Source organism: Vreelandella lionensis (genome assembly GCF_044543515.1).
Taxonomy (GTDB): domain Bacteria; phylum Pseudomonadota; class Gammaproteobacteria; order Pseudomonadales; family Halomonadaceae; genus Vreelandella; species Vreelandella lionensis.
In genome coordinates this window covers 131,970-146,567 of sequence record NZ_JBITWC010000005.1, presented here as the reverse complement: position 1 = coordinate 146,567, position 14,598 = coordinate 131,970, and the positions used below count along the sequence as shown (strand labels likewise).

Genomic DNA, 14,598 nt, shown 5'->3' with positions numbered 1-14,598 from the left:
AGGGGGCGATGTGCGCTATACTGCGCCCGCCCCGCACTTTGCCCACGCTCAGGAGAGTCTTGCTGATGTACCCAATTGCCCGCTCGCTGCTGTTCCGCCTGGACCCCGAAACCACCCATGGCATGGCGTTGAATGCGCTTGACGCGCTGCACAAGGTGGGCGGCATTAAGCGTGTGTATGGCGAGCCGGTAAGTGATCCTGTCGAACTCATGGGGCTGCGTTTTCCTAACCGGGTCGGGCTGGCTGCCGGGCTGGACAAAAACGCCGACCACCTCGATGCGCTGGGCGAGCTGGGGTTTGGCTTTGTAGAAGTGGGCACCGTGACCCCTAAAGCACAGCCGGGTAACCCCAAACCGCGTCTGTTTCGGCTAGCTGGGCACGAGGCGATCATCAACCGCTTTGGGTTTAACAACAAAGGGGTGGAGCATCTTGTTGCCCAGGTTAAAAAGCGTCACTACAACGGTATTGTGGGCATTAATATCGGCAAGAACCTGAGTACCTCTGTAGAACACGCCCTGGACGATTACCTGGCCTGCCTCAACGCGGTACACGGCGCGGCGGACTATATTGCGGTGAATATCTCCTCACCTAATACGCCGGGGCTGCGTACGCTGCAGTTTGGCGAACAGTTAGACGCGCTGTTAGGCCCCATTCGCGCTAAAAGCCGCGAGCTGGATGCCCAAGCAGGCCGCAACGTGCCGTTGCTGGTGAAAATTGCGCCGGACATGAGCGAAGAGGAAGTGGCGTTAGTGGCAGGCAGCATTGCCCGTAACGAGCTAGATGGCGTGATTGCCACCAATACCACCGTTTCCCGGGACGCTGTGAGCGATGACCCCCAGGCTCAAGAAGCGGGTGGGCTTTCCGGCAAGCCGGTGTTTGAAGCGTCCAACACGGTGATTCGTCTGCTGCGATCGCATCTCCCTACGCTGCCGATCATTGGGGTAGGCGGTATTGATAGCGGTGAAACGGCGAAGGCGAAAATAGCCGCTGGGGCGGACTTGGTTCAGCTTTATTCAGGCTTAATCTATCAAGGTCCGGCACTCGTGCAGCAGTGTGCCAAAGCGCTAAAGCAGGGCGATTGAGCGTCGAGCTAGAAGGGTGATTTGAAACGATCTGTCGAGGCAGCAATACGTCGAGGCAATAAAAAGCCCGCTTGGCAGCGGGCTCCGTTCTCCAAATGTTTGGGTAAAAGGTAAACTAACTAGGTCATGACCATGGGGTTTTTATGGATACCGGAAACGCCGGTCATCCCATCCCACTGATCGCCGCGACCTTCACGCCAACCGCTCATCCAATATTCGCGTAAATTGACATCTTGACTGGGACAATCATCACGGGAGCGACCCGTAATGCCCGCTTTATAGCCGTGAACATAAGCCCGTTGGAAGCGATCACGTTTTTGTCGTTTCATTGGCTAACCTCTTTTCATGAAAGCCTTTTGATAAGAAACAGGGCATAAGGCGACGTGGTATAAGCATGCCTGTAAGAGCGCGCTCCACCAGCGTTAGCCAACTCTGCTTCGAGAGGTGACTTCAAGTTCAAGAGAGAGCTGCTGCCTCAGCGCTAATGCCTAGCACTCACGTGCTGAACGGGCGAAGCGGCAAACTCAAACAAGCCATAGGTCGTTACCGGTGTTGTGAAACATGCACAATAATGACCTAGACAAGCAACGCATGCGTTTTTTAGTAGCTACCCTCTTATTGTTAGACCATGATGGGGTCACTTGTCGACCATCAAATTGTCATAAGACGTAAACTCATTTGCCATATATAGGAATAACGCGCGGTTACGCGCGGCGATCACCATGACCGAGCTGAGCCAAACTGCCCCCCTAAACCTCCTGGCGACCTGCCCTAAAGGCATTGAAGGCCTGCTAGCGGACGAACTGACAGCCCTGGGCGCCGCGCCGGGTAAAACCACCGTGGCAGGGGTCTATTTTTCTGCCGACCAAGCCACCGCCTACCGGGTATGTTTGTGGTCTCGCTTAGCAAACCGCGTGATTTTGCTATTGGCGCGTGAAGCGATGATAGAGACCGCAGAGCAGGTGCGCGATGTGGTTGCACGCATCTCCTGGAGCCATCACCTTGCCACTGGCAAGACGCTGGCCGTGGATTTTCATGGCCGCAGCGACCACATTCGCCACACGCGGTTTGGCGCACAAACGGTGAAAGATGGCGTGGTGGATGCGCTGCAGCTGGCCGGTCAAGAACGGCCCAATGTCGATACTAAAACCCCCGACCTGCGTATTTACGCCCACCTGCACCGGGCCAACCTGAGTCTGGGGATTGATCTCTCTGGCGAGAGCCTGCACCGCCGTGGCTACCGCCGCGATGTGGGCCACGCGCCGCTTAAAGAGAACCTAGCGGCAGCACTACTAGTGCGGGCCGGCTGGCCAGAGCGGGCTAAAGCGGGCGAGCCACTGATTGACCCGCTGTGCGGTGCGGGTACGCTGCTGATCGAGGCGGCGCTGATGGCGGCTGACCAAGCCCCTAACCTGAACCGTGAGCGGTTTGGCTTTCACGGCTGGGCAGGCCATCAAGACGCGGTGTGGAGTGAATTAAAACGCGAAGCTGAAGCACGCGCCTCGATTGGCCGCAAACGCTGCAAAACGGAACTGATGGGCTTTGATCAAAGCCCGGCAGCGCTGACCGCCGCGAAATCTAACGCCATGCGGGCGGGCATTCCTGCGCTGATAACACTCCACGGCCAGAGCCTTGCCCAACTGACCCGGCCAGAGACCCTGACCGCCGAGCAGGGGCTATTGATCACCAACCCGCCCTACGGCGAACGCTTAGGTGAGCTGCCTGAGCTGGTGCGGCTTTACGCCCAGCTAGGTGAAAAAGCCAAGGCGCTGTTCCCTGGCTGGACGCTAGCGATGTTTACCGGCAACCCGGACCTCGGCCACCGCTTAGGCCTGCGTGCCCACAAACAGTACGCGCTAAAAAACGGCGCGCTGGATGCCAAACTGCTGTTAATGGAGATTGGCAGTGTTCGTCCTGCGCCTCAGGAGAGCAGTGAGCCGTCAGAAGCGGGCGTGGCGCCCCAGGCAAGCAGTACTGCAAAACCGGCGGTGTCGGAAAATGCGCAGATGTTTGCCAATCGTCTAGCGAAAAACCAGAAACGCCTGAAAAAGTGGCTGAAGCAGAGCGGTGAGACCTGCTACCGCATTTACGATGCCGATATGCCTGAATACGCGCTGGCGGTGGATCGTTACGGCGACCGCGTGCATGTGCAGGAGTACGCCGCGCCCAGCTCTATTAACCCAGCGCAGGCGCAAAAACGGCTGTTTGATGCCCTGGAAGTGCTGCCCGAGGCGCTGGGTGTCGACCCTAGTAAGATTTACGTCAAACGCCGCGAGCGCCAAACCGGTGCGGCCCAGTACCAAAAGCGCGAAGCCAGCGGCGAGCGTTTTGAAGTGCAGGAGGGCAGCGCTCGGCTATGGGTCAACCTGCGCGATTATCTGGATACCGGCCTGTTTCTGGACCACCGTCCGGTACGTCGGATGCTCGGCGAGATGGCCAGCGGCAAGCGCTTTCTCAACTTATTCTGCTATACCGCGACGGCCACTGTGCAAGCCGCGCTGGGCGGGGCCAGCGACAGCGTTAGCGTGGATATGTCTAACACCTACCTGGAGTGGGCGCGAGACAACTTTGCGCTCAACAAGCTCGACCCAAGGCTGCACCGCGTGGTGCGTGATGACTGCTTCCGCTGGCTGGAAACCGCCAACGCGCAGTTTGATCTGATCTTTATGGACCCGCCGACCTTCTCGAACTCGAAGAAGATGCGCGACACGCTGGATGTGCAGCGCGACCATCCGCGCTTAGTGGAACTGGCCATGGCACGCCTGGCCCCCGGCGGTACGCTGGTGTTCTCCAACAACCAGCGGCGCTTTAAGCTGGATGAAGCGCTGAGCGAGCGCTACGCGGTAGAGGAGATCACCACGCGCACCTTCGACCCGGATTTCCAGCGGCGCACCAATCTGCACCACGTGTTTTTGCTGCGCCACCCTTCGTGAGCCACTCCTCCTGAGCCGATAAAGAGCAAGGGCGATGATTGAACTATCGATTTATACCACGCTTGGGTGCCATCTGTGCGCCCAGCTAGAGGCTCTGGTGGCCACACTGGCTAATCAAGAAGTGAGGTTGCACCACATCGAAATCAGCGACGACGACGCGCTGGTGGAGCAATACGGCACGCGGATTCCGGTACTGGTGGATGCCAACGGGGTTGAGCTGGATCGCGGCTTCGATGTGGCGCGTTTAAGCCACTGGTTGAACGAGCGGGGCTGGTTGGATGAGGCGGCACTTGCCGCGCTCACCAAGCCGCCGGAACAAGCGCCCCCCGTGGGGGTGCATCAGCGCAATGGGCGGCGCTTCTTAGGTTAACGAAACGGGCGAATCCGGCTAACAGGTGATGCGTCAGAGTGCGTCTAATAGCGACAGCTGGCGCATCGCTTCCTGGCCTTCCGGTGTGTGGTCGGCGGCTTCCAGCACCTTGCGGAATCCGCGGGAGGATTGAATCGTTGTTTCATCCTCCAACCACATCTGTGCTTGCTCCAGGCTATCCGCCAACTGGTGTTTCAGCCCGCCAAACTGGGTGCCGATTTGCCCCCAGGCGCGGCTGAAAATCCAGTCGCCGAACATATCCTGGTGAATATGCACCAACACATAGTCATGGTCGGTTTCCCAGCGTACGATCACACCCATCTCCTTAACAACTTCTTGATCATGCCTGCACAGCAAGCCATTGCGGGCGTATTGTAAAGCCCGGATACCAAAACGCCTATGAAACTTGTTATCGACGCTAATATCCCCGCCGCCGACGCCTGTTTTGGGGGCGTGGGTACGTTGCACCGCCTGCCGGGCCGCGAGATCCGAGCGGCTGACCTGCAAAACGCCGATGCGCTGATCGTGCGCTCCATCACTCAGGTGAATCGCGCTTTACTTACCGATAGCCCGGTGCGTTTTGTGGGCACCTGCACCATTGGCACCGACCACATTGATCTTGATTATCTCAAAGAGCGCAATATTGGCTTTGCCAGCGCGCCAGGGTGCAATGCGGAGGCGGTGGTCGATTATGTGCTCAGCAGCCTGCTGGCTGTGAGCGAGCGAGAAAGCTGGCCGCTGCTGGAGCGAACCGTGGGTATTGTTGGGGCAGGCAATGTGGGTAGCCGTTTGCAGCGTCGCTTAAAGGCGCTCGGTGTGGCGGTGCGGGTGTGTGACCCCCCCAGGGCGGAACAAGAGGGCGCAAGTGGCTTTGTATCACTCGATATGCTGATTGATGAGTGCGACGTGATTTGCCTGCACACCCCGCTGGTGAAGGCTGGCCCTCACGCCACCTATCAACTGCTGAATGCTCAGCGCATCAACGAGCTGGCCCCTGGCACGCTGCTGTTAAACGCCGGGCGAGGCGACTGCATTGATGGCCTAGCGCTGCGCAGCCGTTTGGCGGGGAAGGGCGATATCACCGCTGTGTTAGACGTTTGGGAAGACGAGCCGGGCATTGATGCGGGGCTGCGTGATTTGGTCGCTTTAGCAACGCCGCATATTGCCGGGCATAGTCTGGATGGTAAGCTGCGCGGCACCTGGATGATTCAACAGGCGTTGGCAGCGCAGTTAAACCTGCCCAGCGGTATGCCGTTTAGCGAGCTTTGCCCGTCACCAGCCCTGGCCACGCTAACGTTGCAGAGCGCACTGCCGGTGGAAGAGGCACTTCGGCTGTGTGTGCGGGCAGTGTATGACGTGCGCCGTGACCACGATGCGTTGCAGCGTCAGGTGATGCACCAGGGGATTGCCAAGGGCTTTGATAGCTGCCGCGCCAACTACCCGCTGCGCCGCGAGTTCGCCACGCTGACCATTTACCTGGAGAACGATGCGGTGTCATTGCAGCCGTCGCTTCAGGCGGCAGGCTTTCAGGTGCGCTGCGGCTAACACACATAAACGGCTAAACGCACAAGGCCCGCATTGGCGGGCCTTGGCGTACTTTATCAAGTGCTTTATCAAGCGCTTTACAGTTTACTGACGGTAAGCGGCTTCTTTTAGGGCGCGGATACGGTCATCCAGCGGCGGGTGGCTGGCGAACAGCTGCTCCACTAGCGAGCGGGTTTGGCCTTTAGTGATCGCCATCGCGCGCAGGGTGTCCGGCATTTGGTCGGGCATCTCGGTTTCAGCCTTCAGGCGTGCCAGGGCGTTGACCATCGCACCGGTGCCTGCCAAGCGAGCACCCGCTTCATCAGCCCGGTACTCGCGGTAGCGGGAGAACCAAGCCACAATCGCGGAAGCGACGATGCCAAACACAATTTCTGCCACCATCACCACTGCAAAATAGCCTATAAAGCCCAGGCCACCTTCGCCGTCGCTGCGGCTTTTCAGGAAGCTATCGACCAAGTGGGCGACAACGCGGGCAAAGAACATAACAAAGGTGTTCACTACGCCCTGAATCAGCGCCAACGTCACCATGTCGCCGTTAGCCACGTGGCCAATTTCGTGCGCCAGCACCGCGCGGACTTCTTCAGGACGCATGCGGTTGAGCAAGCCCGCCGATACCGCTACCAGGGCATCGTTCTTATTCCAGCCGGTGGCAAAAGCGTTGGACTGCTGGGCGGGAAAGATGCCCACTTCTGGGGTTTTGATGCCCGCTTCCCGAGACAGCTCGGCCACGGTATCCACCAGCCACTGCTCGGTGGAGTTCGACGGGTTTTCGATAATCACCGTGCCGGTTGAGCGCTTCGCCATCCATTTAGAGATAAACAGCGATACCAGCGAGCCCGCCATGCCAAACACAAAGCAGAAGATCAGCAGGCTGGTGAAGTTAATACCCTGGCTGTTGAGATAGCTCTCAACGCCAAACAGCCGCAGCGTAATGCTGGCGACCAGCAACACCGCTAAGTTAGTGGCTAAAAACAGCACGATTCGCATCATGGATGAAGATCTCCCTCAAGGTCATAACAAGTGTTAATGGAATGATGGCTTAGATACGTGCATTTCATGTCAGTTTCAAGTCGCTGGTTGCGTGCCTATAACTACTGGCGATAGCGAGACAAGAAATTGGCAAAGCGGTCAAGCGCGTCGCCGAGCTGGTCGGCCCAGGGCAGCGTGACAATGCGCACGTGGTCGGGTTCTGGCCAGTTAAAGGCGGTGCCCTGTACCAGCAGAATTTTTTCCTGCAAGAGCAAGTCCAGCACCAACTGCTGGTCATCTTTAATATTGAACACTTTGGGGTCTAAACGCGGGAACGCGTAGAGCGCGCCTTTGGGCGTTACGCAGGAGACCCCAGGAATTGCGTTGAGCTTCTCAACGGTAATGTCGCGCTGAGCCAGCAAACGCCCGCCCGGCAGAATTAAATCGTTGATCGACTGATAACCGCCTAGCGCCGTTTGAATGGCGTGCTGGGCAGGAACGTTGGCGCATAGTCGCATCGAGGCCAGCATGGTCAGGCCCTGAATAAAGTCCTTCGCCCGCTGTTTCGCTAGAGTGCCGGAAATCGTCATCCAGCCAGAGCGAAAGCCCGCGCAGCGGTAGCTTTTAGACAGCCCGTTCATGGTGATCACCAGCTGGTCATCGTCGGCCAGCGCGCCGGTAGCGGTGTGTTCAACCCCGTCGTAGAGAATCTTGTCGTAGATCTCATCGGAGAACACCACTAGATTGTGCTCTTGGGCGATATCCAGCACTTCCCGCACTACTTCCGGTGGGTAGACCGCACCGGTGGGGTTATTGGGGTTGATGATCACAATGGCGCGGGTACGGCTGGTGACTTTGGCACGAATATCGGCCATATCCGGTGCCCAGTCGGCCTGCTCGTCGCACAGATAATGCACGCCATGGCCGCCGGAAAGGTGAGCGGCTGCGGTCCAGAGCGGGTAATCCGGCGCGGGGATCAGCACTTCGTCGCCGTCGTTTAACAGCGCCTGCATGGCCATGACGATTAGCTCGGAAACACCGTTACCAATATAGATATCTTCGATACCCACCCCAGGAATCTGCTTACGCTGGCACTCCTGCATAATCGCCTTACGGGCGGAGTAGAGGCCTTTGGAATCACAGTAGCCCTGGGCGGTGGGCAGATTGCGCATCACATCCTGCAGAATCTCTTCCGGCGCTTCGAAGCCAAACGGTGCCGGGTTGCCAATGTTGAGCTTCAAGATTCGCTGGCCTTCCTCTTCCAGGCGCTTGGCGTGGTCGAGTACCGGGCCGCGAATGTCGTAGCAAACGTTGTGCAGTTTGTGTGATTTTTTCAGCGTGTGTGATTCTCTAGGCTGCGGGGTGTCCATGGGGTGCGTTATCCAAAAGTGTCCAGTGCCGTGGAAGTGTTTGACGTGTGGCTCATTATGCGTCGGATGAGGCCGGGCTGTCTTGGTCGTTTTGCGCTGGCGGCGGTGGAATATCTGCCGGGGTTTCCAGCGTGACGCGGCCAAGCTTGCCATCGCGTAACTCATGCAGCAGTACTTCCGCGCCGCGGTGCAGGTCTACTTCGCCGCCAGGGCGCAGGCCGCCGCGTTTTCCGGCGATCTCTTTGAGAATGGCGTGGCCGTCAAACCCGGCAATGGCAAGAAAATCAGGCTTCTTCGGGCCATCAGCATCGACTTCCTCCACCACGGGGGCTTCGTAGGTGGGCAGTTCTTTCAGCTTGTAGCGGGCGGTGAGCTCGGTAGGATAGCGTTTGGCGAGCTCCGCGCTGGCAACAATAGCCACATCGGTATACTCAATGGCGGTATCACGAATCGCGCCGCTGGCCGCCAAGCGGTAGGCGCTGGCCTGGTCTTCGATTTTGGGCCAGAGCACCCCAGGGGTGTCGATCAGCGCTACTCGGCCATCAATACGCACTTTTTGCTGGCGCTTGGTCACCGCAGGCTCGTTGCCGGTTTTGGCAATTTTGCGCCCGGCCAGGCCGTTAATCAGCGTCGATTTCCCTACGTTGGGAATGCCCATCACCATTACGCGCACGTCGCGGTCGGCGCGCACCGCCCCTGCCAGCTCGTGGCAAAGCTTAGGAATCTTCTTAAGCTCGCGGGTATTGGTGGTGGTAATCGCCAGGGCGCGAGTGTCTTCCTGGGCGTCAAAAAAGGCCACCCACTCGTCGGTACGGGCGGGGTCTGCCAAGTCGGCGCGGGAAAGAATTTTCAGCACCGGCTTATGGCGGGTCAGCTCGGCCAGCATGGGATTTGCGCTGGAGTAGGGCAGGCGCGCATCGAGCACCTCGATCACCACATCAATTTCCGGCAGCGCGTCCTTGATCTGGCGGCGGGCCTTGTTCATATGTCCGGGGAACCAGCCGAGCATGGGTTTCTCCTACAAGCACAAAAATACAAGCATAAAAAAGCGGGCGACCATTCTAGCAGATGGTGCCCGCCTTGCCGTGCTTCCTTTCAGGGGTTACTCGTCAGGGTGAAACTCTAACGAGACCGAGTTGATGCAGTAGCGCAAGCCGGTGGTGTCTGGCGGTCCATCGGGAAATACGTGGCCTAGGTGGGCATCGCAGTGGGAACACACCACTTCGGTACGAATCATGCCGTGGGTGGTGTCGCGGTTCTCTTCTACGCTGCGGGCACCTAACGGGCGGTCAAAGCTTGGCCAACCGCAGCCCGCATCGAATTTGTGCTCGTTTTCAAATAGCGGCGCGTGGCAGCAAACACAGTGATAGATACCTTGGGCATCGCTCACTTGGTAGTCACCGGTAAACGGCCGTTCGGTGCCTTTCTCCCGTGCAACCCGGTACTGCTCTGGGGTGAGCTGCTTGCGCCATTCGTCGGGGGATTTGTCTATTTTCGCCATGGGGGTCTCCTCTCCCTCTGGTTACCGTTAATCAGAGGCTTACTTGGCAGACTAGCCTATCACCGTTAGGCCGTCGTATGGCTAATGACAATAGGCTGCCTGCCCAAGTTCAGCATGTGCGAAAGTGGCAAAATCCGCCAGTGGGCTTTATACGCTCGCAGCACCGCCGTTGCTGCGAGGGTCGTGAGCGCTCTCAATCAGCCCGTCTGGGTGGCGCACAATGCCGCCTGCGTGGCCCATGGTGTCGCTGAAGGCCTCTGGTAGTACTTCTACGTCGTGGCCTGCGGTGGCAAGTGCGCTCACTAAGCGGTCATCAAAGCGCTCTTCTAACTTCAGGTTGGTGCTGGACTCCCCCCAGGTGCGGCCTAATAGCCAGCGCGGTGCGGTAACTGCCTGCTGCAGCGGCATGCCATGCAGCGCGTAGCGGGAGAACACCGCTGCCTGGGTTTGCGGCTGGCCTTCGCCGCCCATGGTGCCGTACACCATGGTGCGTCCATCGTTAAACAGCGCCAGCGCCGGGTTAAGCGTATGGAAGGGCTTGCGACCAGGGGCTAAGCCGCGTAAATCGTCTGGGTTGAGAGAAAAGCTAATGCCTCGGTTTTGCCACAGCACGCCGCTTTCAGGCAGCACCACGCCGCTACCAAACTCCCAGTAGATGCTCTGAATAAAGCTCACCGAGCGGCCTTCGCTGTCGACAGTGCCCATCCAAATAGTGTCGCCGGGCGCGGGTTCATAGGGCCAAGGCAGCGCCTGGGTAGGGTTAATTTCGGCGGCTTCTGCACCAATGCGCTCTTCGCTGAGCAGCTCCTGCAACGGCGTGGGCACTCGGTGTGGGTCGGTGACGTAGCGGTCACGCAGCATAAAGGCGCGTTTGGTGGCTTCAATTAACCCGTGCAGGTGGTCAAAGCCGTTGGGCTCGGCGGCTTTAATACGCTCGTAAATGCCCAAAATCATCAGCGACGCCATGCCTTGCGTCGGTGCGGGCAGGTTATACAGCGTAGCGTCATTGAGTTGTACGTGCAACGGTGTGACTTGCTGAGCGCGGTAAGCGTGAAAATCAGCTAGGCGCAGCGGGCTGCCGAGTGCCTCTAAATCCTTCGCCATGCTGGCGGCAAGCTCGCCGCGGTAGAAATCATCTAGGCCAGCATTGGCCAAGCGCTTTAACGTATTGGCCAAGCGCGGCTGGCGCAGGCGCTCGCCTTCACGGGGAACTTGGCCGTTAAGCAACAGCGCATCGCTAAAGCCGGGGCTTTGGCTCAGGCGTTCCAGGTGTTTGGCGGTGAGCGTTTCCTGGCTTTGAGAAACAGCAATGCCCTCATCGGCATGGCGAATGGCATCGGCCAGCAGCGTGGGCAGCGGCAGTGCTTTACCCCAGCCTGCCGCTACGTTGAGCGCTTCCTGCCAGCCGCTAATCGTGCCCGCCATGGTAAGCGCGGCTTTTGGCCCACGTTCAGGGATCTGCGACTCGCCTGCGTAAAAATCACGGTTGGCGAGCTGTGCAGCGGGCCCGCAGGCGTCGATGGCCACTGGCGCTTTGCCCGGCTCGTGAATCAGCCAAAAGCCATCGCCCCCCAAGGCATTCATATGCGGGTAGACCACGGCGATGGCCGCCGCCGCGGCGATCATGGCTTCGACGGCATTGCCGCCTTGCTTTAATACATCGCGACCGGCGCTCGCGGCAAGGTGGTGTGGCGCGACACAGCTGCCGCCGTAACTACGTTGGGTATGGAGCATTGAAAAGTCCTTTGTTATTGGTTGTGGTTACCAGCCAATGGCGTTAGGTAGCCACGTGGCAATGCTTGGAAAGATAAACACCAGCGCCACGGCTAAAAACTGTAGCCCGATAAACGGCAGCGCCCCTTTGTAGATATCTAGGGTGGAGACTTCTTTAGGCGCCACGCCTTTCAAGAAAAACAGCGACCAGCCAAACGGTGGAGTAAGAAACGACGTTTGTAGCACCAGCCCCACCAAAATGCCTAGCCACACCATATCCACGCCCATCTGCACGAAGAAGGGTAAAAAGAGCGGCAGGGCGATATAGCTAATCTCAATCCACTCCAGGAAAAAGCCAAGTACAAACATCAGCAGCAGCATGAATAGCAGGGCACTGACTTCTCCACCGGGCACCCACTCAAACATCCGTGCGACCAAATGCTCGCCACCCAAGCCCCGAAACGCGAGGCCGAACACCTGAGCGCTGATCAAAATAAAGAACACCATGGCGGAGATCACCAAGGTGGCTTTGGCCACTTCGCTTAACAGCGATACGGTTAAGCGTCCCGAGCAGGCAACAAACACAAGCGCCCCTAGCGCGCCCATCGCCGCAGCTTCGGTTGGGGCGGCAATACCGCCAATGATGGAGCCCAAGACCGCAAATACTAGCCCTACCGGTGGGCCGACCACGGTGATCACTTTATACAGCAGCCGTTTCTTGCTGAGCTGGGCCCGCTCTTCAGCGGGAATGGGTGGCATCATGCCAGGGTAGAGTTGGGCTACCACTAAAATTGCCACGATGTAGATGCCTGCCAGCGCCAAGCCAGGCACCATCGCGGCGGCAAACATAGTACCAACAGATTCGCCGAGGATTTCTGCTAAGAGAATCAGTACCAAACTAGGAGGGATAATTTGCCCCAGCGTACCTGATGCGCAGATCATGCCGGTGGCCAAGGTTTTGGGATAGCCTCGGCGCAGCAGGGTTGGCAGGGTGAGCAGGCCAAGTGTGACGATGGTGGCACCCACGATACCGGTGGCCGCTCCTAACAGTACACCCACGAAAATAATCGCCACGCCCATGCCGCCGGAAATCCCGCCGAACAGGTGGCCAATCACATCGATCAACTCTTCGGCCAGTTTCGACTTCTCTAGCATGACCCCCATAAACACAAATAGCGGTATCGCCATAAAGGTGTAGTTAGTCACTACCCCATAAATACGTGACGGCAACAGGTTGAACAGCATCGGGCCGAAGCCCAAGTAGCCAAAGACAAAGGCGGTGACGGCAATGCTGATGGCCACCGGTATACCAATGATCAGCAGCACAAAAAAGGCGGCGATCATACCGATCGCGAGCCACTCATTAGGAGACATGCGTTATTCACCTCGGCTTGATAGGGCAAACCCTTGGCGCAGCGCGTGGGCCAAGCCCTGCATTGCCAATAAGAGAAAGCCAAAGGGGATCAGGGCTTTGAGCACCCAGCGAAGCGGTAGGCCGCCAGGGTTGGGGGAAGCTTCGTTACGTAGGTAGGACTGTTCCACCCAGGGCAGCGTGAGCCAAGCGATATACAGCCCCATGGCGAGCAGCAGCAGGCCACCAATCACTTCAATTACCCGCTGTAGCGCCACTGGGAAGCGCTCATAAAACACATCGACCCGCACCTGTTCGCCCATAAACAGCAGATACGACATACCAAACAGAGCAATGGGGGAGATTAAGTGCCACTGCAGCTCTTGAAGCCATACGGCACCAATGCTGAAAAAGTAGCGCATCACCACATCGCCCGCGACCAGGGCCACTAGTACCACGCAGGTCCAAGCGGCGATCCAGCCAAACAGCCGGACCACCGCCTCGATCCCGTGGACAACACGTTCCACGGCTTGCATATCACACCCCGATAATGTCGTTTAACCAAGCACGTTCGCTGGCGCCTGCCCAGCGGTCATGGTTGGCCTTAAAGGCCATGTAGCTATCGTGTACTTTGCGCACTAGTGGGTCGGCGTTGGCTTCAGTGGCCAGTGTGTCCATGGTGGCTTCGCGCAGGGCGCTCACTACGGGTTCCGGGAGCATGCTGGCGGTCACGCCGTGGTTATCAACAAGGTCGGTCATCGCTTCGCCGTTCACCGCTTCTGACCACGTCACGCTTTCCAGGCAGGCCGCCATACAGGCGCTCTTCACGATCATCTTCAGGTCATCAGGCAGTTCGTCCCAGTGCTGCTTGGAAATCAGCAGCTCGCCGGTGGTGGAGGGTTCGTGCCAGCCGGTGGTGTGGTAGAACTTGGCCGCATTTTGCAGCCCCATACGGCGGTCCTGGTAAGGGCCAACGAATTCAGCGGCGTCAATCACGCCACGCTCCAGCGCCGGGAAAATTTCACCGCCGGGCAGTACACGGGCATCGACACCTAGCGCTGAGTACACCTTGCCTGCCAGGCCGGGTACGCGCATGCGCAGGCCGTTCAATTGGCCGATGTCTTCAATCGGCTCGCGGAACCAGCCGGTCATCTGCACGCCGGTGTTGTTGAGCGGCAGAGCGATCATGCCGTAGGGCGCGTAGACCTCTTCCCATAGCTCCAAGCCGCCGCCGTGGTACAGCCATGCCATGTGGCCCATAAAACTCATGCCGAAGGGCACGGTGGTGAAGTACTGGGCAGCGAACGTAGTGCCCGACCAGAAGTAGCTGTTGGCCGCGTTCATTTGAATGGTGCCGCTTTGCACCGCCTCGAACCCTTCCAATGCAGGAATCAGTTCACCCGCAGAAAAGTGCTGAATGTTTAAACGCCCGCCAGACATGGCGTTAATTTTGGCAATCACATCGGTGGGGCTGCCGGGGCCTTCTACATAGAAAGGTGAGCCGGGGCTGTAGGCGTTGGTCATGCGCCAGTTAAACCGTTCGGAAGACTGGGCTTTCGCAATAGAGGGTGCGCCCAGCACCAAGCTAGCGGTGGAGGTGAGCGCAGCGGTGGTGAGGAATTTGCGACGGGTAAAGGACATAAGGCACCTCAAGCAGTCAGGAGTAAACGAGGGTTAGCAAATAAGGCACGTCGTTTGTTCACTAACGAAGTTGCAAGGGGTGTGCCAAAAAATCGATTTTATTCAAAATGAAAGATTTTTAGC

At 58.2% G+C, this 14,598-nt stretch carries 14 protein-coding genes; 4 read left to right on the top strand and 10 right to left on the bottom strand.

Translation table 11 applies throughout. The features are described 5' to 3' along the window. The first annotated feature begins 65 nt into the window (after window positions 1–65). Window positions 66–1,082 carry a quinone-dependent dihydroorotate dehydrogenase gene (locus ACIGG6_RS04710; protein ID WP_399842679.1) on the top strand — a complete coding sequence of 339 codons (1,017 nt, stop codon included), beginning with the start codon at window positions 66–68 and terminating at the stop codon, window positions 1,080–1,082. A gap of 119 nt (window positions 1,083–1,201) precedes the next feature. On the opposite strand, the gene rmf is transcribed toward ACIGG6_RS04710, so the two are convergent. Next, entirely contained in the window at window positions 1,202–1,411 is a 210-nt protein-coding gene (gene rmf / locus ACIGG6_RS04705) for a ribosome modulation factor (RefSeq protein WP_009722578.1), read from the bottom strand. A gap of 393 nt (window positions 1,412–1,804) precedes the next feature. Between rmf and rlmKL the strand changes: the two genes are divergently transcribed. Together rlmKL and ACIGG6_RS04695 are read left to right on the top strand one after the other, a co-directional pair. Further along, the gene (rlmKL, locus tag ACIGG6_RS04700; protein WP_399842676.1) at window positions 1,805–4,015 is read left to right on the top strand and encodes a bifunctional 23S rRNA (guanine(2069)-N(7))-methyltransferase RlmK/23S rRNA (guanine(2445)-N(2))-methyltransferase RlmL; all 2,211 of its coding nucleotides are present in this window, start codon (window positions 1,805–1,807) and stop codon (window positions 4,013–4,015) included. A gap of 34 nt (window positions 4,016–4,049) precedes the next feature. Continuing rightward, window positions 4,050–4,385: a glutaredoxin family protein gene (locus ACIGG6_RS04695; protein ID WP_399842674.1), complete on the top strand. Its 336-nt coding sequence runs from the start codon at window positions 4,050–4,052 to the stop codon at window positions 4,383–4,385. 33 nt (window positions 4,386–4,418) lie between these two features. Here the strand turns inward: ACIGG6_RS04695 and ACIGG6_RS04690 are convergent, their stop codons facing one another. Next, window positions 4,419–4,700 (bottom strand): WGR domain-containing protein, encoded by a 282-nt coding sequence (locus ACIGG6_RS04690; RefSeq protein ID WP_188638065.1) that lies wholly within the window; start codon window positions 4,698–4,700, stop codon window positions 4,419–4,421. 84 nt (window positions 4,701–4,784) lie between these two features. On the opposite strand from ACIGG6_RS04690, the gene pdxB reads away from it, so the two are divergent. Then, window positions 4,785–5,930, top strand: a complete 1,146-nt coding sequence (gene pdxB, locus ACIGG6_RS04685; RefSeq protein WP_399842671.1) for a 4-phosphoerythronate dehydrogenase PdxB — start codon at window positions 4,785–4,787, stop codon at window positions 5,928–5,930. Between the two features lie 84 nt (window positions 5,931–6,014). Here the strand turns inward: pdxB and htpX are convergent, their stop codons facing one another. The 8 genes from htpX to ACIGG6_RS04645 all read right to left on the bottom strand — a co-directional run bounded on the left by htpX (window position 6,015) and on the right by ACIGG6_RS04645 (window position 14,475). Further along, window positions 6,015–6,920, bottom strand: coding sequence for a protease HtpX (htpX, locus tag ACIGG6_RS04680; protein ID WP_399842668.1), 906 nt, complete (start codon window positions 6,918–6,920; stop codon window positions 6,015–6,017). Window positions 6,921–7,021: 101 nt separating this feature from the next. Beyond that, window positions 7,022–8,269 carry a pyridoxal phosphate-dependent aminotransferase gene (locus tag ACIGG6_RS04675; RefSeq protein ID WP_253507456.1) on the bottom strand — a complete coding sequence of 416 codons (1,248 nt, stop codon included), beginning with the start codon at window positions 8,267–8,269 and terminating at the stop codon, window positions 7,022–7,024. Window positions 8,270–8,324: 55 nt separating this feature from the next. Next, window positions 8,325–9,278: a ribosome biogenesis GTPase YlqF gene (gene ylqF, locus ACIGG6_RS04670; protein ID WP_399842665.1), complete on the bottom strand. Its 954-nt coding sequence runs from the start codon at window positions 9,276–9,278 to the stop codon at window positions 8,325–8,327. A gap of 93 nt (window positions 9,279–9,371) precedes the next feature. Continuing rightward, complete coding sequence (gene msrB / locus ACIGG6_RS04665) at window positions 9,372–9,770, bottom strand: peptide-methionine (R)-S-oxide reductase MsrB (protein WP_399842663.1); 399 nt, start codon at window positions 9,768–9,770, stop codon at window positions 9,372–9,374. Window positions 9,771–9,917: 147 nt separating this feature from the next. Then, window positions 9,918–11,504 (bottom strand): gamma-glutamyltransferase family protein, encoded by a 1,587-nt coding sequence (locus ACIGG6_RS04660; protein WP_399842660.1) that lies wholly within the window; start codon window positions 11,502–11,504, stop codon window positions 9,918–9,920. A 27-nt stretch (window positions 11,505–11,531) separates the two neighbouring features. Continuing rightward, on the bottom strand, window positions 11,532–12,857 hold the full coding sequence (locus ACIGG6_RS04655; RefSeq protein WP_399842658.1) for a TRAP transporter large permease subunit: 1,326 nt from the start codon (window positions 12,855–12,857) through the stop codon (window positions 11,532–11,534). A gap of 3 nt (window positions 12,858–12,860) precedes the next feature. Beyond that, a complete protein-coding gene (locus tag ACIGG6_RS04650) occupies window positions 12,861–13,370 on the bottom strand; it encodes a TRAP transporter small permease subunit (RefSeq protein WP_062363644.1) in 510 nt (169 codons plus the stop codon). 1 nt (window position 13,371) lies between these two features. Next, window positions 13,372–14,475 carry a TRAP transporter substrate-binding protein gene (locus ACIGG6_RS04645; protein WP_399842655.1) on the bottom strand — a complete coding sequence of 368 codons (1,104 nt, stop codon included), beginning with the start codon at window positions 14,473–14,475 and terminating at the stop codon, window positions 13,372–13,374. Between the last annotated feature and the right edge of the window lie 123 nt (window positions 14,476–14,598).

What these genes read in the sequence shown, in the direction of transcription:
- pdxB (WP_399842671.1), top strand. Translation starts at nt 4,785, where the DNA reads ATGAAACTTGTTATCGACGCTAATATCCCCGCCGCCGACGCCTGTTTT.
- ACIGG6_RS04655 (WP_399842658.1), bottom strand. Translation starts at nt 12,857, where the DNA reads ATGTCTCCTAATGAGTGGCTCGCGATCGGTATGATCGCCGCCTTTTTT.
- ACIGG6_RS04650 (WP_062363644.1), bottom strand. Translation starts at nt 13,370, where the DNA reads ATGCAAGCCGTGGAACGTGTTGTCCACGGGATCGAGGCGGTGGTCCGG.
- ACIGG6_RS04660 (WP_399842660.1), bottom strand. Translation starts at nt 11,504, where the DNA reads ATGCTCCATACCCAACGTAGTTACGGCGGCAGCTGTGTCGCGCCACAC.
- msrB (WP_399842663.1), bottom strand. Translation starts at nt 9,770, where the DNA reads ATGGCGAAAATAGACAAATCCCCCGACGAATGGCGCAAGCAGCTCACC.
- ACIGG6_RS04645 (WP_399842655.1), bottom strand. Translation starts at nt 14,475, where the DNA reads ATGTCCTTTACCCGTCGCAAATTCCTCACCACCGCTGCGCTCACCTCC.
- rlmKL (WP_399842676.1), top strand. Translation starts at nt 1,805, where the DNA reads ATGACCGAGCTGAGCCAAACTGCCCCCCTAAACCTCCTGGCGACCTGC.
- rmf (WP_009722578.1), bottom strand. Translation starts at nt 1,411, where the DNA reads ATGAAACGACAAAAACGTGATCGCTTCCAACGGGCTTATGTTCACGGC.
- ACIGG6_RS04710 (WP_399842679.1), top strand. Translation starts at nt 66, where the DNA reads ATGTACCCAATTGCCCGCTCGCTGCTGTTCCGCCTGGACCCCGAAACC.
- ACIGG6_RS04695 (WP_399842674.1), top strand. Translation starts at nt 4,050, where the DNA reads ATGATTGAACTATCGATTTATACCACGCTTGGGTGCCATCTGTGCGCC.
- htpX (WP_399842668.1), bottom strand. Translation starts at nt 6,920, where the DNA reads ATGATGCGAATCGTGCTGTTTTTAGCCACTAACTTAGCGGTGTTGCTG.
- ylqF (WP_399842665.1), bottom strand. Translation starts at nt 9,278, where the DNA reads ATGCTCGGCTGGTTCCCCGGACATATGAACAAGGCCCGCCGCCAGATC.
- ACIGG6_RS04675 (WP_253507456.1), bottom strand. Translation starts at nt 8,269, where the DNA reads ATGGACACCCCGCAGCCTAGAGAATCACACACGCTGAAAAAATCACAC.